This is a genomic window from Leisingera sp. XS_AS12 (genome assembly GCF_041224635.1).
Lineage (GTDB): Bacteria > Pseudomonadota > Alphaproteobacteria > Rhodobacterales > Rhodobacteraceae > Leisingera.
The window spans coordinates 215,067-234,683 of sequence record NZ_JBGFGM010000128.1; the positions used below are offsets into that span (position 1 = coordinate 215,067).

At 63.1% G+C, this 19,617-nt stretch carries 19 protein-coding genes; 13 read left to right on the plus strand and 6 right to left on the minus strand.

The genetic code is table 11. The features are described from left to right. Positions 1–8: 8 nt before the first annotated feature. Positions 9–332, minus strand: coding sequence for an Hpt domain-containing protein (locus AB9K35_RS23045; protein ID WP_222454397.1), 324 nt, complete (start codon positions 330–332; stop codon positions 9–11). Positions 333–501: 169 nt separating this feature from the next. On the opposite strand from AB9K35_RS23045, the gene AB9K35_RS23050 reads away from it, so the two are divergent. Continuing rightward, complete coding sequence (locus tag AB9K35_RS23050; RefSeq protein WP_222454398.1) at positions 502–1,773, plus strand: fused response regulator/phosphatase; 1,272 nt, start codon at positions 502–504, stop codon at positions 1,771–1,773. A 15-nt stretch (positions 1,774–1,788) separates the two neighbouring features. Here AB9K35_RS23050 and AB9K35_RS23055 read toward each other — a convergent pair whose 3' ends face one another. Next, on the minus strand, positions 1,789–2,232 hold the full coding sequence (locus AB9K35_RS23055; protein ID WP_369929767.1) for an NUDIX hydrolase: 444 nt from the start codon (positions 2,230–2,232) through the stop codon (positions 1,789–1,791). Positions 2,233–2,308: 76 nt separating this feature from the next. Between AB9K35_RS23055 and AB9K35_RS23060 the strand changes: the two genes are divergently transcribed. The 8 genes from AB9K35_RS23060 (at position 2,309) to AB9K35_RS23095 (ending at position 11,651) form a co-directional block, all read left to right on the plus strand. Beyond that, on the plus strand, positions 2,309–3,295 hold the full coding sequence (locus tag AB9K35_RS23060; protein ID WP_222454400.1) for an Hsp33 family molecular chaperone HslO: 987 nt from the start codon (positions 2,309–2,311) through the stop codon (positions 3,293–3,295). Then, the gene (locus AB9K35_RS23065; protein WP_369929769.1) at positions 3,270–3,893 is read left to right on the plus strand and encodes a CoA pyrophosphatase; all 624 of its coding nucleotides are present in this window, start codon (positions 3,270–3,272) and stop codon (positions 3,891–3,893) included. Before AB9K35_RS23060 ends, AB9K35_RS23065 begins: the two co-directional genes overlap by 26 nt. A 2-nt stretch (positions 3,894–3,895) precedes the next feature. After that, positions 3,896–5,047, plus strand: a complete 1,152-nt coding sequence (locus AB9K35_RS23070; protein ID WP_369930222.1) for a CCA tRNA nucleotidyltransferase — start codon at positions 3,896–3,898, stop codon at positions 5,045–5,047. Between the two features lie 212 nt (positions 5,048–5,259). Further along, positions 5,260–7,098 (plus strand): ABC transporter ATP-binding protein, encoded by a 1,839-nt coding sequence (locus AB9K35_RS23075; RefSeq protein ID WP_369929771.1) that lies wholly within the window; start codon positions 5,260–5,262, stop codon positions 7,096–7,098. Further along, complete coding sequence (locus AB9K35_RS23080; protein WP_369929773.1) at positions 7,095–8,942, plus strand: ABC transporter ATP-binding protein; 1,848 nt, start codon at positions 7,095–7,097, stop codon at positions 8,940–8,942. Before AB9K35_RS23075 ends, AB9K35_RS23080 begins: the two co-directional genes overlap by 4 nt. Positions 8,943–8,997: 55 nt before the next feature. Next, positions 8,998–10,245, plus strand: a complete 1,248-nt coding sequence (locus AB9K35_RS23085; protein ID WP_222454405.1) for a class I SAM-dependent RNA methyltransferase — start codon at positions 8,998–9,000, stop codon at positions 10,243–10,245. Position 10,246: 1 nt separating this feature from the next. Then, on the plus strand, positions 10,247–11,056 hold the full coding sequence (locus tag AB9K35_RS23090; protein ID WP_369929775.1) for an ion transporter: 810 nt from the start codon (positions 10,247–10,249) through the stop codon (positions 11,054–11,056). Between the two features lie 67 nt (positions 11,057–11,123). After that, positions 11,124–11,651, plus strand: a complete 528-nt coding sequence (locus AB9K35_RS23095; protein ID WP_222454407.1) for a L,D-transpeptidase family protein — start codon at positions 11,124–11,126, stop codon at positions 11,649–11,651. 120 nt (positions 11,652–11,771) lie between these two features. Here the strand turns inward: AB9K35_RS23095 and AB9K35_RS23100 are convergent, their stop codons facing one another. Continuing rightward, a complete protein-coding gene (locus AB9K35_RS23100) occupies positions 11,772–12,254 on the minus strand; it encodes a CAP domain-containing protein (RefSeq protein ID WP_222454408.1) in 483 nt (160 codons plus the stop codon). Positions 12,255–12,425: 171 nt separating this feature from the next. On the opposite strand from AB9K35_RS23100, the gene AB9K35_RS23105 reads away from it, so the two are divergent. Continuing rightward, a complete protein-coding gene (locus tag AB9K35_RS23105) occupies positions 12,426–13,037 on the plus strand; it encodes a L,D-transpeptidase (RefSeq protein WP_222454409.1) in 612 nt (203 codons plus the stop codon). 138 nt (positions 13,038–13,175) lie between these two features. Further along, the gene (locus AB9K35_RS23110) at positions 13,176–13,358 is read left to right on the plus strand and encodes a hypothetical protein (protein WP_222454410.1); all 183 of its coding nucleotides are present in this window, start codon (positions 13,176–13,178) and stop codon (positions 13,356–13,358) included. Between the two features lie 93 nt (positions 13,359–13,451). Here the strand turns inward: AB9K35_RS23110 and AB9K35_RS23115 are convergent, their stop codons facing one another. The 3 genes from AB9K35_RS23115 to AB9K35_RS23125 form a co-directional block, all read right to left on the minus strand. After that, positions 13,452–16,460, minus strand: coding sequence for an aminotransferase class III-fold pyridoxal phosphate-dependent enzyme (locus AB9K35_RS23115; protein WP_369929778.1), 3,009 nt, complete (start codon positions 16,458–16,460; stop codon positions 13,452–13,454). A 74-nt stretch (positions 16,461–16,534) separates the two neighbouring features. After that, positions 16,535–17,596: a ferrochelatase gene (hemH, locus tag AB9K35_RS23120; protein ID WP_369929780.1), complete on the minus strand. Its 1,062-nt coding sequence runs from the start codon at positions 17,594–17,596 to the stop codon at positions 16,535–16,537. A 106-nt stretch (positions 17,597–17,702) separates the two neighbouring features. Next, positions 17,703–18,524, minus strand: a complete 822-nt coding sequence (locus AB9K35_RS23125; protein ID WP_369929782.1) for an SAM-dependent methyltransferase — start codon at positions 18,522–18,524, stop codon at positions 17,703–17,705. A gap of 13 nt (positions 18,525–18,537) precedes the next feature. Here AB9K35_RS23125 and AB9K35_RS23130 point away from each other — a divergent pair, with 13 nt between their 5' ends. Both AB9K35_RS23130 and grxC read left to right on the plus strand, forming a co-directional pair. Beyond that, on the plus strand, positions 18,538–19,266 hold the full coding sequence (locus AB9K35_RS23130) for a double zinc ribbon domain-containing protein (protein ID WP_369929784.1): 729 nt from the start codon (positions 18,538–18,540) through the stop codon (positions 19,264–19,266). Between the two features lie 83 nt (positions 19,267–19,349). Next, the gene (gene grxC, locus AB9K35_RS23135; RefSeq protein ID WP_369929786.1) at positions 19,350–19,607 is read left to right on the plus strand and encodes a glutaredoxin 3; all 258 of its coding nucleotides are present in this window, start codon (positions 19,350–19,352) and stop codon (positions 19,605–19,607) included. Positions 19,608–19,617 lie beyond the last annotated feature (10 nt).

Below are 19,617 nucleotides of genomic sequence, written 5' to 3' on the forward strand. Positions count from 1 at the left end.
TCGGCGGGTCAGAACTTTTCGTTCAACCCGCTGAGAAAGCTGGATTTGGAGGTCTGATAGCTGGCGATGATGGCGGCGACGTCGACATTGCCCGCCTGGCCGTCTGCCGCCTTGCGCTCTCCGTCGAGGCAGAGGCCGGAAAATTCCTCGAACCCCAGGTTCAGCGCACTGCCTTTCAGGAAGTGTAGGTCCTGCTCCAGCTGGCCATGATCGCCCCCGGCCAGTTTGTTGATGACGCCTTCCACTTCCTCCAGAAAGATTTCAACCACTTCATCAAAATCTTCAGCGCCAACTTCTTCGCGCAGCTCGCTTACGCGCGGCCAGTCAATCATGTTTCTGTTCCCAAAAGTCCGTTCCCAGGTGCGGATTCTTAAGTTGATTGTAGTAAAAAGATAGTGAAAGAAAGGGCACTACTTAAATTTTAGGCTTCACCGCCTGTTAAAGTTCTGGCCCGATAGTATCACGAGATCTTCTGATTTTGCCATTTGTGAGGTGCCTTCGGTGCTGCCAGAACGTTCGATCGACGACGAGGACCACACAGTGGCCGGATCCATACGCCGTGTGCTGGTTGTCGACGACAGCCGACTGCAAAGACGCATTCTTGTGGCTTCCCTCAAGAAGTGGGGGTTCGACGTCGTCGAGGCGGACAGTGGCGAATCGGCAATGGAGATCTGCCAGGCGGAAACGCCGGATCTTATTCTCAGCGACTGGATGATGCCGGGCATGAACGGGTTGGAGTTCTGCCGCGCTTTTCGCGCCAGCTCGAGCACCGAATACGCCTATTTCATCCTGTTGACCTCGAAGAGCGAAAAGAACGAGGTGGCGGAAGGGCTGGACGCCGGCGCCGATGATTTCCTGACCAAGCCGGTCAGCTCCGACGAGCTGCGGGCGCGGATTTCGGCCGGCGAGCGTATCCTGCGGATGCAGCGCGAGCTGTCCGAAAAGAACCGCATTGTCTCGGAAACGCTGGGGGAACTGCAGCGGGTCTACGACGCCATCGACAAGGACCTGATCCAGGCGCGCAAGATCCAGGAATCGCTGGTGCCGGAACTGTCAAAGTCCTTTGGCTCTTCCACCGTCAGCCTGCTGTTGAAGCCCTGTGGCCATATCGGCGGCGACCTGGTGGGGATGTTCTCGCCCGGCGTCAACCGGATCGGTTTCTATTCCATCGACGTGTCCGGCCACGGCATTACCTCGGCAATGATGACAGCGCGTCTGGGCGGCTATCTGTCCTCGAATTACTTTGACCAGAACGTGGGCATGGAAAAGCGGTTCAACCGGTTCTACGCATTGCGCCAGCCCGAGGAGGTCGCCAGTCTTCTGAATGCCCGGCTGATCGCCGATACCGGTATCGAAGAATATTTTACCATGGCTTACTGCATCGCCGACCTGCGCAGCGGCTTGGTCAAGATGGTGCAGGCGGGCCATCCGCACCCGTTGCTGATCCGCCAGAGCGGTGAAATGGAATTCATCGGCAAGGGGGGCGTGCCGGTGGGGCTGGTGCCCGATATCGGCTACACTCAGGAAGAATTCGTCATGGAGAAGGGCGATCGCCTGCTGTTGTTCTCGGACGGCTTCACCGAGGCGCGGCTTGAGGACGGGTCCATGCTGGAGCCTGAAGGTCTGCTGGAGCTCGTCGGCAAATGCAGCCCGGACCAGGGCGGCAAGGAATTTCTGGACGATCTCTACTGGCACCTGACCCAAGTCATGAGCAAGGAACACGGTCTGGAGGACGATGTCTCCGCCACCCTGTTCGACTATCAGGGGCCGTAACCCGGCCCGCCAAGCCTAGAGCTGATCGGCCAACAGGGTGGCGAAATGGCGATCGCCAGCATTGCCCAGCTCCTGTATCGCGTGTTCCGTGTCCATCCACAGTGCCTGATGCGTTGGCTCCAGCGGCGGGCCCACCCTGCGCAAGGGGCGCGCGATGTAGATATGGCAGATCTTTTCCGCCCACAGGTCATATTCCGGCATATAGGCAAAGCGCCGGAACACACCCAGTTTGCGGGGAAAGGCGATTTTCCAGCCGGTTTCCTCGTGCACTTCCCGGTGCAGCGCGGGCAGGGGCGATTCGCCGGGGTCGATGCCGCCGCCGGGCAACTGGATATCCGGCCCCGGATCATGCTGGCAGGTGACCAGCAAACGACCATTGCGCGGCAGCAGCGCATAGACGCCGGGCCTTCTGGAATAGGTTCGTCCCTTTTCAGGAGTGTTGCCAAATCGCCGGATCACGGGCTCGCCCCTTCACTCTGCCGCCGTTTTTCCTATATAGCCCGGTATGCCAATCCCCGGCGCGTAAGGAAACCCCATGACTCTTGGTTCGAAAATCGCGTGGGACGACACCGTCCTGCCCTTCCAGCTTGATGCCTCGGATATGCGCGGCCGCGTTGCGCGGCTGGATGGCGTGCTGGATGGTATCCTGAAACAACATGACTACCCGCCGCAGGTCGAAGCGCTGGTTGCCGAGATGGCCCTGCTCACTGCGCTAATCGGCCAGACCATTTCGCTGCGCTGGAAGCTGTCGCTGCAGGTGCAGTCCAAGGGCGCGGTGCGGATGATCGCCACCGACTATTACGCCCCGCAGAAGGAAGGCGAGATCGGCCAGATCCGCGCCTATGCCAGCTTTGACCGTGACCGCCTGACCGACGGCGATCCTTTTGAACAGGTGGGCGAGGGCTATTTCGCGATCCTGATCGATCAGGGCAATGGCACGCAGCCCTATCAGGGCATCACGCCTTTGGCCCAAGGCTCTCTTAGTGCCTGCGCGGAAACCTATTTTGCCCAGTCCGAGCAATTGCCGACGATGTTCAAGCTCAGCTTTGGAAAATCGGCGGAGCCGGGTGTGGCGGAGCACTGGCGCGCCGGCGGCGTGATGCTGCAGCATATGCCCAAGGCCTCGCCCTTCGCGGCGCAGGGCGAGGGCACGGGTGAAGCCTTGCAGGCTGGTGATCTGGTGTCCGGTGACCAGGAGGAAAACTGGAACCGGGTGACTATGCTGTTGAACACGGTGGAAGACCTTGAATTGATTGGTCCTTCCGTCACTCCGGCGGATCTCCTGGTGCGATTGTTTCACGAGGAACAACCGCGGGTCTATGACTTCCAGCCGGTGCGTTTCGGCTGCACCTGTTCCGAGGAGCGCGTCAGACAGAGCCTGTCGATCTATTCGGCCAAGGACATCGAGAAGATGACCACCGACGACGGCCGGGTCACCGCAGACTGCCAGTTCTGTGGCGCCCATTACGATCTGGACCCGGCATCGCTGGGCTTTGATGCGGATCAGTCGCCCAGTGCCTGACGCGGCACGAAATCTTGCCGACAGGTTGGCTGCGGCCCTGGCGACCCCGGGCCGTGGCTCATCCGATTTCGATTTGAACCCGGGCACGGTGTTGCCCGAAGGGCGCAAGCTGCGCCCTGCCGGGGTTCTGGTGCCGATTTCACTGACAAGCGGGGCGCCTCGCCTGATCCTGACGAAACGGTCGTCGGCGCTGAAGCATCATCCCGGGCAGATCGCCTTTCCCGGCGGCAAGGTCGATCCGGGTGATCGCGACGAAACAGCCGCCGCCCTGCGCGAGGCGTGGGAGGAAATCGGTCTGCCGCAGGATTTGCCGCAGGTGATCGGGTGTTTGCCCCCGCATGAGACGGTGACAGGTTTTGCCGTCACGCCGGTGGTTGGCTTGATCCGCGAGCCGTTCTCTCCGCGCCCCGAGGAGGGCGAGGTCGCCGAGGTGTTTTCCGTCCCGCTTGAGCATGTGCTCGACCCGGGCAACTATGTCGTGGAATCCCGCCGTTGGCGGGGCAGTCGCCGCCGCTACTATGTGGTGCCCTATGGCCCCTACTACATCTGGGGTGCCACCGCGCGGATGCTGCGCAGTCTGGCGGAGCGGATGCAGTGAGTATGCGGATTGATCAGCCCTGGTTGCATCGCTCGGCCACGCAGGCCGTCTGCGCAGCGGTCGCGGCCGAGGGCGCCCAGGTCTTGTTCGTCGGAGGCTGCGTGCGCAACGCGCTGTTGGGGGAACCGGTGTCGGATATGGATATCGCCACCGATGCCACCCCGGAGCAGGTGCTGGCGCTGGCCAAGCGGGCGGGCATCAAGGCGGTGCCGACCGGCATCGACCACGGCACGGTGACGCTGATCCGCGACGGCATCCCGCATGAGATCACCACCTTCCGCAAGGATGTCGCCACAGACGGTCGCCGCGCGGTGGTGGCCTTTGCCAGCGATATTGCCGAGGATGCGCGGCGTCGCGACTTCACCATGAATGCGATCTACGCCCGTCCCGACGGTGAGGTGGTCGATCCGCTGGGCGGCATGGCGGATCTGACCCGCCGCCGGGTGCGTTTCATCGGCACTGCCGAAAACCGCATCCGCGAGGATTACCTGCGTTCGCTGCGCTTCTTTCGTTTTCATGCCTGGTACGGCGACCCCGAGCAGGGATTTGACGCCGATGCGCTGGCGGCGATTGCGGCCAATCTGGACGGGCTGCAGAGCCTGTCGCGCGAACGCATCGGTGCGGAGATGCTGAAGCTGCTGGCTGCGCCCGATCCCGCGCCGGCAGTTGCAGCCATGCGGCAGGCCGGTGTTCTGGCGCAGATCCTGCCCGGCACCGACGACCGCGCGCTGGCGCCCCTGGTGCATCTGGAGGGCGCGCGGCCGGCCTCGGCGCTGCGGCGACTGGCAGCGCTGGGCGGTGAAAACCTGCAGGACGCACTGCGGCTCAGCAAGGCGCAAGCAGCCCATCTGGCCCGGATCCGGGAGGCCGCCGTCGATACGGCCGGTGCGGCTGAGCTGGGCTACCGGCTGGGCGCAAAGGCGGCGCTGGACGCGATGCTGCTGCGGGCAGCGCTGCTGGAACAGCCCGTTTCGCCCGAGTTAGAGACTGATATCGCAACGGGTGCCGCGGCGGTTTTCCCGGTGCGGGCGCAGGATCTGGTGCCCGATCTGAAAGGACCGGCGCTGGGACGCGCATTGAAACAGTTGGAAGCGGATTGGATCGCCTCGGGTTTCCGTCTCAGTCGTGAGGAGCTGCTGCGGTCGCTTGGCTGAAGCGGGTGCGGTTGTGGCATGCAACCTTTTGGGGTGACAAAACGGCATTTATTGCGTAGGCATGACGCAGCCACCACATGACGGAGGGATGCTGATGTATTACGGGATCTGGTTTCTTTAACGCCTGAGACCTGCCCCGTTCGACGTGGGAGCCTTGGGCTGTCCACTGTCTGCATCCGTATTCCATTTTGCTCAATCTCTGGAGCATCCGCATGTTTCGCTTTTTCGAGAACCTGATTGACCCTTATTGCAGCTATGCTGAAACCGACACGCCGCCGACCCGGCTGTGGCCGTTCCTGCGCGAATATTCGAAGCCGTTCAAAACCGTCTTTGTGCTGACCGCGCTGATGTCGGTCGTCGTCGCCGCGATCGAGGTCGGGCTGATCTACTACATGGGGCGGGTGGTCGACATCATGTCGGGCACCCCCGCCGAGGTCTGGGAGACCTACGGCACCGAGCTGATCCTTGTCGGCCTGTTCATCCTGGTGTTGCGACCTGTATTGCAGCTGCTGGATGTAATGCTGTTGAACAATGCGATCCTGCCGAACTTTGGCACGTTGATCCGCTGGCGGGCGCATAAACATGTTCTGCGCCAGTCGGTCGGCTGGTTCGAGAACGATTTTGCCGGCCGCATCGCCAACCGCATCATGCAGACCCCGCCCGCCGCCGGCGAGGTGATCTTTCAGGTGTTCGATGCCATCACCTTTTCGCTGGCCTATCTGGTTGGCGCGGCGGTGCTGTTGATGGTGGCGGACGTGCGGCTGATGCTGCCGCTGGCGATCTGGTTCGCGCTCTATGCGCTGCTGGTGGTGTGGACGGTCAGTCGGGTGGGGCCCGCCAGCCAGGCGTCGTCGGACGCGCGCTCGACTGTGACGGGGCGGGTGGTGGATGCCTATTCCAACATCCATTCGGTCAAGATGTTTGCCCATCACGACCATGAGCTGACCTATGCCCGCGACGCGATCGAGGACACCCGCAAGACGTTCCAGGCCGAGATGCGGATTTTCACCATCATGGATGCGGCGCTGGTGACGCTGAACGGCATGCTGATCGTGGGTGTGGTCGGCTGGGCGGTGATGCTGTGGATGCAGGGCAGCGCCTCGGTCGGGGTGGTTGCGGCGGCCACCGCGCTGACGCTGCGGCTGAATGCGATGACCGGCTGGATCATGTGGGCGCTGACCTCCTTTTTCCGCCAACTGGGCGTGGTGGCCGAGGGGATGGAGACCATTGCCCAGCCCATCGACCTGGTGGATGCGACCAATGCGCAGCCGCTGCGCCTGCGCCGTGGCGAAATCGAGCTGCGCAATCTGTCGCATCATTACGGTCGGGAAGGCGGTGGTCTGGATGGGATCAATCTCCTCATCCGTCCGGGCGAGAAGATCGGCCTGATTGGCCGCTCCGGCGCGGGTAAGTCGACTTTGGTCAAGCTGTTGTTGCGGTTCTACGACGCCGAAAAGGGGCAGATCCTGATCGACGGTCAGGATATCCGCACCGTGACCCAGGACAGCCTGCGGCTGAACATCGGCATGGTGCAGCAGGACAGCGCGCTGATGCACCGCTCGGTGCGTGATAACCTGCTGTATGGCCGTCCCGACGCCACCGAAGAGGACATGATCGCCGCCGCCAAACAGGCACAGGCGCATGACTTTATCCTCGATCTCGAGGATCCGCAGGGCCGTCGCGGCTATGATGCCCATGTGGGCGAGCGCGGGGTGAAACTGTCTGGCGGCCAGCGCCAGCGGGTGACGCTGGCGCGGGTAATCCTGAAGGATGCTCCGATCCTGATCCTGGACGAGGCGACCTCGGCCCTGGATTCAGAGGTCGAGGCCGCCATCCAGGAGACGCTGTATGGCATGATGCAGGGCAAGACGGTGATCGCCATCGCACACCGGCTGTCCACCATCGCGCAGATGGACCGTATCCTGGTGATGGATCAGGGCCGTATAGTTGAAGAGGGCAGCCACGACGCGCTATTGCAGGCGCAGGGGCTTTATGCCCAGCTCTGGGCGCGCCAGTCTGGCGGGTTCCTGAACATCGAGGCCGCAGAATGAACATTGGCAACCTGATCGACGCCTTCCGCCCTGCTGACGGGCCGCCGCCGCGGCAGCTGGGCGGTTTCCTGCGCTGGTGTCTGTCCGGAGCCTGGCCGATGCTGTGGCTGGCGGCGGGGTTCTCGGCACTGGCCGGCGCGATGGAGGCGGGCACCGCCTATATTCTGGGGCTGGTGATCGACACCGCGATAGACAGCGGGCCAGAGCGGTTCTTCTCGGCGGAAAACCTGGCGGTGATTGCCTTGGCGCTGGGCTTCTTCCTGCTGGTGAGGCCCGCGTTGTTCGGGCTGTCGGCGGCCTCCAACGCGATCATCGTCGGGCCCAACGTCAACCCCTTGGTGCTGTCGCGGCTGAACCGCTGGACCCTGGGCCAGTCGGTGCGCTTCTTCGACGAGGATTTTGCCGGCCGGATTGCCCAGAAGCAGATGCAGACCGCCAATGCCGTGACCTCGGTGGTCACCGAGATGATCAACGTGGTGGCCTTTGCGCTGGCGTCACTGGCGGGGTCTTTGGCCTTGTTAGGCTCTATTGATCTCCGCATCACGGCGGTGTTTCTGGTTTGGTTGCTGGGGTATTTCGCGCTGATCCGCTGGTATCTGCCGCGCATCCGCAAACGCTCCGGGGCGCGGGCCGGGGCGCGGGCGATGGTCACCGGGCAGGTTGTGGATTCGATCACCAACATCAAGACGGTGAAGTTGTTCGCCCATGCCGATCATGAGGAACGCACCGCCCAGGATGCGATGGTGACGTTTCGGGACAAGGCGCTGCAATTCGGGTATCTGGCGGCCAGCTTCCGTTTCTGCCTGATGTGCCTGGCCGGTGTTCTGCCGGTCCTGCTGATCGGCGCCACGCTGCTGCTGTGGCGCGGCGACATGGCCAGCGAGGGCGACATCGTCGCCGCCGGCGCGGTGTCGATCCGGATTGCGCAGATGACTGGCTGGGTCAGCTTCACGCTGATGGCGATCTATTCGAACATCGGTGAGGTCGAGAATGGCATGAAGACCCTGTCGGTGCACGACCGGGTCGAGGATGCGCCGGATGCCAAGCCCCTGCAGGTGACCAAGGGCGAGATCGTCTTTGACGATGTGGAATTTGCCTATGGCGGCGATGTCGGTGGTGTGCGCGGCGTCAGCCTGACCATCAAGCCGGGGGAAAAGCTGGGTATCGTCGGCGCCTCCGGGGCCGGGAAGTCCACCTTGGTTTCGCTGCTATTGCGGCTCTATGACGGCGAAAAAGGCCAGATCCGCATCGATGGGCAGGACATCTCCAAAGTGACGCAGGATTCTCTGCGCAGCCAGATCGGCATGGTCACCCAGGAAACCGCCATGTTCAACCGCTCGGCGCGCGAGAACATTCTCTATGGTCGCCCGGATGCCAGCGACGAAGAAATGAAGGCCGCTGCCGCCAAGGCCGAGGCCCATGCCTTCATCGCCGCGCTGGAGGATGGCGAGGGCCGCAGTGGGTATGATGCCTTTCTGGGGGAGCGCGGGGTGAAGCTGTCCGGCGGTCAGCGCCAGCGCATCGCTCTCGCCCGTGCCATCGTCAAGGACGCGCCGATCCTGGTACTGGATGAGGCCACCTCGGCGCTGGATTCCGAGGTTGAGGCCGCGATTCAGGCTGCGTTGCACCGGGTGATGGAGGGCAAGACGGTGCTGGCCATTGCCCACCGGCTGTCGACGCTGAGCGAGATGGATCGCATCGTCGTGATGGAGAAGGGGCGGATCGTCGAAAGCGGCAGTCACGAAGAGTTGCTGGCGCAGGGCGGGCTGTACGCGGCCTTCTGGGCGAGACAGTCGGGCGGCTTCATTGGCACCGATGAGGAGCAGACCGCTGCCGCCGAATGATCGGTTTGGGCGTATTTCGCTTTTTCTGCGCTGTCCGGCGCGGTAATGAGCACCCATGACTGATGCAGCCAGAACCACAGCAACGATCAGCCGTTTGGGCCACCAGGGTGACGGTGTCGCCGATGGCCCGCTTTTCGTCCCTCGCAGCCTGCCCGGCGAGACCGTCTCCGGGGTCGTCGAAGGCGACCGGTTGACCGACGTCCGGATCGAAACCCCAAGCGAGCACCGGGTGCAGCCGCCGTGTCGCCACTACAAATCCTGCGGGGGCTGCCAATTGCAGCATGCCAGCGACGCCTTCGTGGCCGACTGGAAGACGGATGTGGTGCGCAATGCCTTGCAGGCGCAGGGGCTGGAGACGGTTTTTCACCCGATCCACACATCGCCTTCACGGTCGCGGCGACGGGCGACCTTCGCGGTGCGCCGCACCAAGAAAGGGGCGCTGGCGGGGTTCCATGGCCGTGCCTCCGGGGTGATCACCGAAATCCCGGAGTGCCAGCTGCTGGAGCCGACCCTGCTTGCGGCGCTTCCGGTGGCCGAGGCTCTGGCGCTGGCGGGGGCCAGCCGCAAGACACCTCTGGCAGTGACCGTGACCATGTCCGACGCCGGGCTGGATATCCTTGTGCGCCAGGGCAAACCCCTGGATGGCCCGCTCCGCATCGCGCTGGCCCAGTTGGCCGAGCAGCACAACATTGCCCGGCTGACATGGGATGATGAACCCGTGGCGATGGAACAGCCGCCCGCCCAGACCTTCGGGCCAGCCCAGGTCTGCCCGCCTCCCGGCAGCTTTCTGCAGGCCACCCGTGATGGCGAGGCTGCGCTGCTGGCGGCGGTGCAGGAAATCACCCACGGTGCGCGCCGCATCGTCGATCTGTTTGCGGGGTGCGGCACGTTTTCGCTGCCCTTGGCGCGACAGGCCGAGGTTCATGCGGTCGAGGGCGAGCGCGACATGGTGACGGCGCTGGACGCCGGGTGGCGGCGCGCCACCGGCGTGAAGAAAGTCACCACGGAAGCGCGGGATCTGTTCCGCAATCCATTGCTCCCCGAGGATCTCAATCCTTTTGGTGCGGCCTTTGACGCCGCAGTGATCGACCCGCCGCGCGCCGGCGCCGAGGCGCAGACGGCCGAGCTGGCCAAGGCGCGGACCCCGGTGATTGCCTATGTATCGTGCAATCCTGTTACCTTTGCCCGTGACGCAAAGACGCTGGTGGCAGCGGGTTACAGCCTCGATTGGGTGCAAGTTGTTGACCAGTTCCGCTGGTCTGCCCATATCGAGCTCGCCGCGAAATTCACCCTGAAAGACTGAGATGACCGATACCCACTCGATGACACCGACACGCCGTCTTGCCGCCCTTCTCGACAGTGAGATGTTTGGCCGTTTCATCACCGCCGTGATTTTGGTGAACGCCGTCACGCTGGGCCTGGAAACCGCCCCGGTTGTGATGGAGAAGGCCGGTGCGTTGATCCATCTGATCGACTACCTGTGCCTGTCGATCTTCGTGGTGGAGATCCTGGCCAAACTATATGTTCGCCGGTTGCGGTTCTTTACCAGCGGCTGGAACGTGTTTGATTTCGTGATCGTGGGCATTGCTCTTGTCCCCAGTGGGCAGGGGCTTTCGGTACTGCGCGCGCTGCGAATTCTGCGGGTTCTTCGGGTGATCTCGGTGGCGCCGCGGCTGCGTCGCGTGGTGGAGGGCTTCATCACCGCGCTGCCGGGGATGGGATCGGTCTTCTTGCTGATGACGATCATTTTCTACATCGGAGCGGTGATCGCCACCAAGCTGTTCGGCAATGATTTTCCCGAGTGGTTCGGCGGCCTGGGCCGCAGCGCCTATTCCTTGTTCCAGATCATGACGCTGGAAAGCTGGTCGATGGGTATCGTGCGGCCGGTGATGGAAGTCTACCCCTACGCCTGGGCGTTCTTTGTCCCCTTCATCATGGTCACGACCTTTGCGGTGGTTAACCTGCTGGTGGGTTTGATCGTGAACTCGATGCAGGATGCCCATGGTGCCGAGGAAGGCGTGCGCACCGATGCCTACCGGGACGAAGTGCTGCACCGGCTCGACGCGATCGAGCAGAAGATCAACCGCCTCGGAGACGGTGACGGGAAATTGTGAATTTCCTTACGGCCGGTTTCGCGCTATTGCCTGAAGTGAGGCAAATAAGAAAACAGGCTCAATACAGATGGACAGACGGGCATTCGGACTCGGCGCCGTTGCCAGCCTTGGGTTGGCCGGTTGCAGCGTCGGTGGCGCACGGGTCGGCAGGTTCAAGACCTATGATGGCCCCGAGGTGACTTCGATCGTGGTCAACAAGGGCGCGCGGACGATGTATCTGCTGCATCACGACACGGTGCTGCGGGAATACAAGGTTGATCTCGGCTTCGCGCCACTGGGGCACAAGCAGTTCGAGGGCGACGGCAAGACGCCGGAAGGCACCTACGTGATCGACCGGCGCAATCCGAACAGCCGCTATCACTTGTCCGTCGGGATTTCCTACCCCAACGCCAGTGACCGCGCGCGGGCCGCGGCGCAGGGAAAACGGCCGGGGGGCGATATCTTCATCCACGGTGAACCCATCGATCGCAAGGAGCGTCGCCGGGCTGCCCGCGTTGATGACTGGACCGCCGGCTGTATTGCGGTGTCCAACGACGAGATCGAGGAAATCTACGCGATGGTGAATGAAGGCACGACCATCGCGCTGCGCCCTTGATCCGGCCGCGCCTGCCTGGCACGCGCTGAAACCAAAAACTGCGCAACCGCTGGCTGCGCAGATTGAGCGTCCTTCAGACTTCTGACTGTTTCAGTGCCCGGACTGGCCGGGCATCTGATGTCAGTTTGCCATCACCAGCGTCCACCAGATCTTGCCGCCGGGTTCCTGGAACCAGGAGAAGCCCATGTTCACGGCCTTGGGGTCCAGAATGACTGCACGGGTTGCAGGCTCTTCCAGCCAGGCAGCGAGGGTCTGCTGTTCGTTTTCATAGGTTTCGGAGATGTTTTCGCCCAGAAGCGTGCCGTTGTAACCGGCGCGGGTGATCCGATCCAGCGGCGAGGAGCCGTCGGAACCGAAATGCCAGGGGCGGTTCTGCACCGACATGTCGCGCGAATGGGTGGCAGCGGCGGCGTTCAATTCGGCGTTCAGCTGAACGGCCGGGGCGCCGGCGGCAGCGCGCAGGGCGTTGACCGAATCGAGCATCCTCAGCTGCACCTTGTCGGGATTGCGGATGCGATAGGCACCACTGGTGTCGGTTACCGGTGTACAAGCCGCGACCGCGGTCAGGATTGCAGCCGCCATCAGCAGAAAAACGCGGGTCATGTGGCACTCTCGTTCTGTCAGTTGCTCGTTGCACTTAGCCTTCCTGTGGCGCGGGTGCAAATGGCGCAGCAGAAATATGCGACCCGGACCGGCGGATTGATTTGCGACTGCGGCTTTCCGGCCATAAAATACCCAGATCCCGGAACCCGATCGCGTAAATTGGATAGAGTCATGCCCCGCAAATCATTTGATACACTTGGTAGGCGGCAATTTCTTGCCGGTAGCGCTGCCCTGATCTCCACCTCGGCCCTGGCACAGAACACGGATGGGCAGCCGGCCTATGACCCCCTGCGTCCGCCGCCAGAGCCGGAACCGCCGGTGCAACGCAATATCTCGGCGTTTCGTGCCAAGTCCTGGCAGCCCTATTTCGACAACCTGCGCCGGGGCGCGATCCTGGTGGATATCGACAGCCGCGCCTTGCACTACTGGTCCGAGGATCAGACGATTTACAGGCTGTTCCCGTCTTCGGTGCCGCTGTCAGAAGACCTGACCCGCCGGGGGCGCACCAAGGTCACCCGCAAGGTCGAAGGTCCGGGCTGGGCACCGACTCCCAACATGCGCAAGCGCAACCCGGAATGGCCGGCCTACATCCCGCCGGGTCCGGACAACCCGCTCGGCACTCATGCCTTGTACCTCAGCTGGAAGTATTACCGCATCCACGGGACCCATGACACGCGCAAGATCGGGCGCAAATCTTCGAATGGATGCATCGGGTTGTACAACGAACACGTGGCCGAGCTGTTCGACCTGGTCAAGGTGGGCACGCAGGTGTTGCTAATTTGACGACAGCGGCGTCAGCGCAAGGGCTGCAGTGATAACAAGCAATTGCAATCCCCCGAATTTGCTGGTTAGAAAAAAATACGAGGTAAGTCTTGGTTGCGTGGTTCAGATCGTTGGGCCGCGCGAATTCTGGAGGTTAACATGAAAAAACTCGTTATCGCCGCTGCGCTGACCGCTGCCGCTTCCACCGCCACTGCAGGCAACCTGGCCGAGCCGGTTGTTGAACCGCCGGTCATCGTTGAAGAATCCCAGGGTTCTTCCAGCGGCATCGTTCTGCCGCTGCTGCTGCTGGTCCTGGTTGGCGCAGCTGTTGCATCGAACTAAGTTTCGATACTCAGTTACGGAAAAGGCGGTGGTTCTCCACCGCCTTTTTTGTTGCCTGCTGCACGGCGGGCAGAGTCGGTGCGGGAGGGGCCGTCAGGCCGCCTCCGCTTCGCGCAGGATCTTGCCGAGGGTGGCGAGAATCATCTGCACATCCTCCGCCTCGATGGTCAGCGGCGGGCGGATTTTCAGGATGTTGTCCTTGGGCCCTTCGCTCCCGATCAGGATGCGATGGTCGCGCATCCGGTTCTTGACGTAGGAACAGATCTCCGTTGCCTCGGAGCCGTCGGGGCGGATCAGCTCCAGCCCCAGAAACAGCCCCATGCCGCGCACGTCGCCGACGCAAGGATGCGCTGCCTGCAGCTGTTTCAGCCCGTCCAGCAGCAGTGCGCCCATGGCTTTGGCATTGTCCTGCAGCCCTTCGTCATCGACGATGTCCAGCACCTCCTTGCCCATGCGGCAGGACAGGGTGGAGCCGCCGAAGGTCGAGAAGAACTCGATGCCGTTGTCAAAGCTGGTGGCGATCTCGCGGGTGGTGACCAGCACGCCGAGGGGGTGGCCGTTGCCGATGGGCTTGCCCATCACCACGATATCGGGCAGCGCGCCCTGGTGTTCGAAGCCAAAGTAGTAGTCGCCCAGTCGGCCCAGCCCGGTCTGCACCTCATCCGCGATGCAGACGCCGCCCGCCGCGCGGATTTTTTCATAGACCGCAGGCAGGTAACCTTTGGGCGGGATGATCTGGCCGCCGACAGACGGAAACGTCTCGGCGATGAAGCCGGCGATGCCGTGGCCGCGGTCCTGCAGGGCGCGGATGGCGGGATCGACCAGATCGGCAAATTTCTGTGCGCGGTCGGGATCATCCCGGCGGAACGATCCGCGGTAGTCGTCGGCGACCTCCACCAGTTCAACCCAGTCCACCTTGCCGCTGCCGCCGGGCTTGTTGAACTTGTAGGCAGACAGGTCGATCGCCCCGGTGGTGTTGCCGTGATAGCCGTGATCGGGGGTGACCATGCCCTTGGCGCCGGTGTGGGCGCGGGCGAGGCGCAGCGCCAGCTCATTGGCCTCGGTGCCGGAGTTGACGAAGAAGCAGACCTCGAAATGATCCGGCATCTTCGACAGGATCTTGTCGGCAAAGGCGGTCTGGGCCGGGTGCAGGTAGCGGGTATTGGAGTTCATCCGCTTTAGCTGGTCCGCCGCCACCGCCTGAATGCGCGGATGCGCGTGGCCGACGTGCGGGACGTTGTTGTAGGCGTCCAGATAGGGGCGGCCCCATTCGTCGAACAGGTGATGTTTCCAGCCGCGCAGCAGCATCACCGGGTCGTTGTAGGTCAGGCTGAGGTTGCCGCCGAAATGCGCCTTGCGCCCCTGCAGCACCGCGGACTTGTCCGTGGGCGCATAGCAGACCTTGTCATCGGGCAGGTTCAGCAGGGCGGCGGGGTTCGGGCAGAGCGCGCGCCACAGGTACATCTCGTCCGGGTCGCCGACGCCGGGCCAGTCGGCCTCGATACCGTCGGTGGACAGGGCGAGCTGGAAATGCACATGCGGCGCCCAGCCGCCGTTTTGCTCGGGCGCGCCGAGGCGGCAGAACTCCGCGCCTTGCTCCACCATGTCGCCGGGCTTCAAACGATCCAGGAACTCCGGGTCGAGATGGCCGTACAGCGTATAGAATGGATCACCAGCTGGGGTTTCATGGCGCAGGATGATGACGCCGCCGTAATCCAGATGGCCGCTGCGGTTCTCCGCCACGAAAACCTCGCCGCGCAGCGGGGCGTACATCGGGGTGCCCGCCGGGGCAAAGGCATCGACCGCCAGATGCACGGTGCGGCGGTTGCTGGCCTTCCACGGGCCTTTGCGAAATGCGGGTTCCGCGTAGATCAGCCGCGGTTCGTGGTAGTAGCCCAGCCAGATGCGGCCCTGGTCCTCGTATTCCTCGCCGACACGGGCGGCTTCGTCCAGTGGCATGTCGAATGGGTTCTGCGGCCAGGTCGACTCCTCCACCGACAGCGCGCCCATCGGGGCATCGTTTAGATCCTGCCCCATCAGCGGGGCAAAGCTGCCACGGTTTTCCTGCAGCCAGGCCATCACCCGGTCGGCGCCGTCCACCACCGGCAGGCCGCAGGCCGCGCGCTGGCGGGCACGGAGCAGACCGGGGTGCAGGTTGTAGCCCTCCAGGAAGCGCCAGGCAGGGGCCTGTGAAATGGTGACATAAGGGTCATCCGGGTTTTCCGCCGCCATCAGGGTGGAGTTCACAACGCTGACCGCCAGCCGCGCGCGCAAGAGCGGCCAGAGCATGTCCAGCTCCGTCGGCGTAAGCGGATTGGCGGCGTGATACCCGGCCACCAGCGCGGTCAGTGCGGCCTCCGGCTCGGGGTGGTCGAGCACGATATAGGCGGCAGCAATGGCAAGGTCGCAGATGCGCGGCGCGGCGCACATGTCGCCGAGGTCGATCAGCCCGGACACATGGCGCGGTTCTGTCAGGTGGCCCGTCACCATGATGTTGTAGTCATTGGCGTCATTGTGGATTGCCTGTTTCGGCAGCGCGGCCAAATCAGGCTCTAACTTGGTGAAATTACCAGCGATCTCCTCCAGCAGCGCGCGCCGGGCGGGGTCTGCGATGCAATCCAGCTGATCGCTGATCCAGCCTGCCTGCATCAGGTCCCATTTGAAATCACGGTCCAGACCGGGGTGCTGAAAATCAGCCAGCGCCGCCGCCGTGCCGCCCAGCACTGCGCCGACCTCATGGATCAGCGCATCGCTTTTGGGCTCGGCCTTGGCGTAGCAGCGACCGGGCAGGCGGCTCAGCACCCAGACGAGCCGGTCCTGTCCACTTTCGTCCGCAAGCGTCACGAGGTTCGCACCATCGGTGGCGGTGATGACGCGCGGGCAAGGCAGATCCGGCTGGCGCGCGGCGATATGGGCGAAGGCCTTGACCTGCATGTCGACCAGCCAATGCGCACAGCCAGGGCGCATGGCTTTCAGGATGTAGCCCTGCCCATCGGCGGCCTCGGCCAGAAAATTCAGGTCGTATTCGCCGTCAAGGCGGCTCAACTCCGCCTTGATTCCCCAATGCCGTTCAAGGGCGTCCGCCCAATGCGCAAGCGTCATTAAAAAACTCTCCCCGGTCTGCCGCGTTTTGCGGCGATCCAATATTGGATCCTATTTGGACCGAGGAAACCGGATTAGTCCAGCCAGCCTTTCAGATTCTGCTCAATTACCCCGGCGAGTGCGGCGATATGATCCGCATCGTCGTTGAGACAGGGGATATAGAGGAAGTCCTCGCCGCCGGCCTCTTCAAAGCTTTCCTTGATCTCTTCGTTGATCTCTTCCAGCGTCTCAATGCAGTCGGCAGAGAAGGCAGGCGCGATCACCGCGATGTTCTTCTTGCCCTCCTTGGCCAGCGTGGCGACGTGGTCGACGGTATAGGGCTTCAGCCATTCCTCCGGCCCGAAGACCGACTGGAAGGTGGTGGTGATCTCGGTGTCTTCCCAGCCCAGCCGCTCTTTCAGCAGGCGCGTCGTTTTCTGGCACTGGCAATGGTAGGGGTCGCCCTGCATCAGGTAGCGTTTCGGCATACCGTGGTAGGAGACCACCAGAATGTCGGGGCGCTTCTCGGCCTTGGCGTAGGCTTCCTCGACCGAGCGCGCCAGTGCGTCGATATAGGCGGGTTCGTCGAAGTAGGGCGCGATGGTGCGGGCCGCGGGTTGCCAGGTTTCCTCCATCAGCGCGCGGAAGAACTGGTCGTTGGCGGTGGCGGAGGTGGCGCCGGCATATTGCGGATAGAGCGGCACGAAGAGGATCTTCTGGCAGCCGGCCGCGACCATGGCGCGGACCTTGGACTTGGTCGACGGGTTGCCGTAGCGCATGCAGAAATCGACCATCACCTTGTCGCCATAGCGCGCGGTCAGCACCTCGGCCATCTTGGCGGTCTGGTCCTTGGTGATCGTCATCAGCGGGCTTTCGCCCTTGTCGTGGTTCCAGATCGATTTGTAGGCCGCGCCCGAGGCGAAGGGCCGCTTGGCCAGGATGATCAGCTGCAACAGCGGCTGCCACTTCCAGGCGGGATAGTCGATCACCCGCTTGTCCGACAGAAACTCGCTCAGGTAACGGCGCATGGGCCAGTAGGTGTAATCGTCAGGGGTGCCGAGGTTGGCCAGCAGGATGCCGACCTTTTCATCTGCGACCAGGGGGTGGTCGGCAGGGGCGTGGGCAGGGCATTTGGCGGTCCGGGCAGCGTCCAGCATGAGGCAGGTCCTGTGGGGTTTGGGAGTGATTGAACAGGCGGAAGGTACTGTCTTTACGTACGAAAGGCCAATCGGATCAAATTGGGGCAGCCATAAAGGGATCCTATCAAGGGTCGAGCTTGCCTTCGGGTACTTTCAACGCATCCGCCAGCCGCATCTTGGCCGAGCCCGGGCGCAGGGGTTTCTGTTGCGTATCCGACGGGGTCCATCCCGTCAGGCAGACCAGTTCAAAGGTGGCGGGCAGGCGGCCTTCGGCGGTGGCAAAGTGGGTGCGGTAGATGTGATCGGCCAGCTGGAACAGCGACCGCGGCACGGGCCGCTTGAGGCGCTGGGCCATCGCGTTGGTTTCGCCCATGGCGCGCAGATCGTGGATCAGGTGGGTGAGGTCGCGATACTCGGCCGTCAGCGGCACCACGTCCGCGACAGGCAAGGCAAACCCCGCTCGTTGCAGCAGCCCGCCGAGGTCACGGATTTCTCCCATCGGGGCGACACGGGGTGACAGGCCCCCCAATACCGCGGCTTCGGCCTCGGCCATGGCGGCGCGCAATTGGTGCAGCGTCTGGCCGCCAAGGGTGAGCACCAGCAACAGGCCGTCTTCCCGCAAGGCCCTTCGGCATTGGATCAGCTGACCGACCGGATCATTGGCCCAGTGCAGTCCCATGGCGTGGATCACGACATCATGCGCGCCGGGGGCAAGGGCGAGCAACTCGTCGTCGGGGACCAGTTTTACGCCGGGCAGGACCCCCTCCCAGACGGCGGGAAACGGGCAGACTACGGCGGGTGCTGTAAAGGTTCTGTTAACCAAGCTCAGGCGATCCTCGGCTTCATCGCGGGCCAGTTGGTGCAGGAAAAGCGCCTCGGGATTGTGCCGGGCGCGGCGTGCCGTCAGGGTTTCGCGGTCGAAGATCTGCGTGGGTGCTTGTGTCATGAGGGCTGTTTAGATGCTGATGCGCGGAATTCAAACTGCTGTTTCCCTGATCTACCCAGCAAGGTGCATCGGCTGTGGTGGTCTGGTGGACAGTGACTTTGGCCTGTGCGGCGCCTGTTGGTCCGAGGTGCATTTCGTGGTCGGCACCGCCTGCGAGAGTTGCGGTCTTCCCCTGCCCGGAGAGGCGGACGGGTTTCGCATTGATTGCGACAGCTGTCTGCGGACCCCGCCGCCATGGCGACAGGGCCGTGCGGCAATGCTGTACGAGGGGCAGGGGCGCAGGTTGGTCCTGGGGCTGAAGCATGGCGACCGGACCGAGATCGCACCGGTCGCGGGGGCGTGGCTGGAACGTGCTGCGCGTCCGCTTTTGCGAAATCAGCCACTGGTTTGCCCGGTACCCCTTCACTGGAGCCGCTTGATGCGGCGCAAGTACAACCAGTCAGCGCTCCTGTCTGCGGCATTGGCGCATCGTGCAGAGTTGCCCCATTGCCCGGACCTGTTGCGCCGGACGCGCCGGACCCCGGCGCTGGAGGGCAAAACCCGCGAAGAACGCTATCGCATTCTTGGCGATGCGATCGCGGTTCACCCGGCGCGGGCGGCGCAGCTGCAGGGGCGCAACGTGCTGATCGTGGATGACGTCATGACCTCAGGTGCCACGCTGAGCGCCTGTGCCGATGCCTGCCTGCAGGCTGGCGCCGCCGAAGTGCGCGTGGCGGTTCTGGCGCGGGTCACGCACGCGTGAGCCTGTGGCGGGCACTCTGGCAATTGTTGCAAAGGATACCCAATTCCTCCACAAGCATCGCCAATCAGATCAAGGAAGCGCGAATGAAACCGGTTGAAATCTATACGTCTCCGCTGTGCGGCTATTGCCATGCGGCCAAACGGCTGCTGGACCAGAAAGGCGTGACCTATTCCGAGGTCAACGTGCTGGAGGAGCCAGAGCGCAAAGCGGAGATGATCCAGCGGGCCAACGGCGGCCGTACAGTGCCGCAGATCTTCATCGGTGACACCCATGTGGGCGGCTGTGACGACCTTTGTGCGCTGGAAGAGGCGGGCAAGCTTGACCCGTTGCTGAGGGCCTGAGAACGGAGAA

Bases quoted from the DNA above. Each gene is read 5' to 3' on its own strand.
- AB9K35_RS23075 (WP_369929771.1), top strand. From the start codon at position 5,260: ATGTTTCGCTTTTTCGAGAACCTGATTGACCCTTATTGCAGCTATGCT.
- AB9K35_RS23060 (WP_222454400.1), top strand. From the start codon at position 2,309: ATGACTCTTGGTTCGAAAATCGCGTGGGACGACACCGTCCTGCCCTTC.
- AB9K35_RS23095 (WP_222454407.1), top strand. From the start codon at position 11,124: ATGGACAGACGGGCATTCGGACTCGGCGCCGTTGCCAGCCTTGGGTTG.
- AB9K35_RS23110 (WP_222454410.1), top strand. From the start codon at position 13,176: ATGAAAAAACTCGTTATCGCCGCTGCGCTGACCGCTGCCGCTTCCACC.
- AB9K35_RS23070 (WP_369930222.1), top strand. From the start codon at position 3,896: ATGCGGATTGATCAGCCCTGGTTGCATCGCTCGGCCACGCAGGCCGTC.
- grxC (WP_369929786.1), top strand. From the start codon at position 19,350: ATGAAACCGGTTGAAATCTATACGTCTCCGCTGTGCGGCTATTGCCAT.
- hemH (WP_369929780.1), bottom strand. From the start codon at position 17,596: ATGCTGGACGCTGCCCGGACCGCCAAATGCCCTGCCCACGCCCCTGCC.
- AB9K35_RS23045 (WP_222454397.1), bottom strand. From the start codon at position 332: ATGATTGACTGGCCGCGCGTAAGCGAGCTGCGCGAAGAAGTTGGCGCT.
- AB9K35_RS23085 (WP_222454405.1), top strand. From the start codon at position 8,998: ATGACTGATGCAGCCAGAACCACAGCAACGATCAGCCGTTTGGGCCAC.
- AB9K35_RS23125 (WP_369929782.1), bottom strand. From the start codon at position 18,524: ATGACACAAGCACCCACGCAGATCTTCGACCGCGAAACCCTGACGGCA.
- AB9K35_RS23090 (WP_369929775.1), top strand. From the start codon at position 10,247: ATGACCGATACCCACTCGATGACACCGACACGCCGTCTTGCCGCCCTT.
- AB9K35_RS23115 (WP_369929778.1), bottom strand. From the start codon at position 16,460: ATGACGCTTGCGCATTGGGCGGACGCCCTTGAACGGCATTGGGGAATC.
- AB9K35_RS23080 (WP_369929773.1), top strand. From the start codon at position 7,095: ATGAACATTGGCAACCTGATCGACGCCTTCCGCCCTGCTGACGGGCCG.
- AB9K35_RS23100 (WP_222454408.1), bottom strand. From the start codon at position 12,254: ATGACCCGCGTTTTTCTGCTGATGGCGGCTGCAATCCTGACCGCGGTC.
- AB9K35_RS23130 (WP_369929784.1), top strand. From the start codon at position 18,538: ATGCTGATGCGCGGAATTCAAACTGCTGTTTCCCTGATCTACCCAGCA.
- AB9K35_RS23105 (WP_222454409.1), top strand. From the start codon at position 12,426: ATGCCCCGCAAATCATTTGATACACTTGGTAGGCGGCAATTTCTTGCC.
- AB9K35_RS23065 (WP_369929769.1), top strand. From the start codon at position 3,270: ATGCGGATCAGTCGCCCAGTGCCTGACGCGGCACGAAATCTTGCCGAC.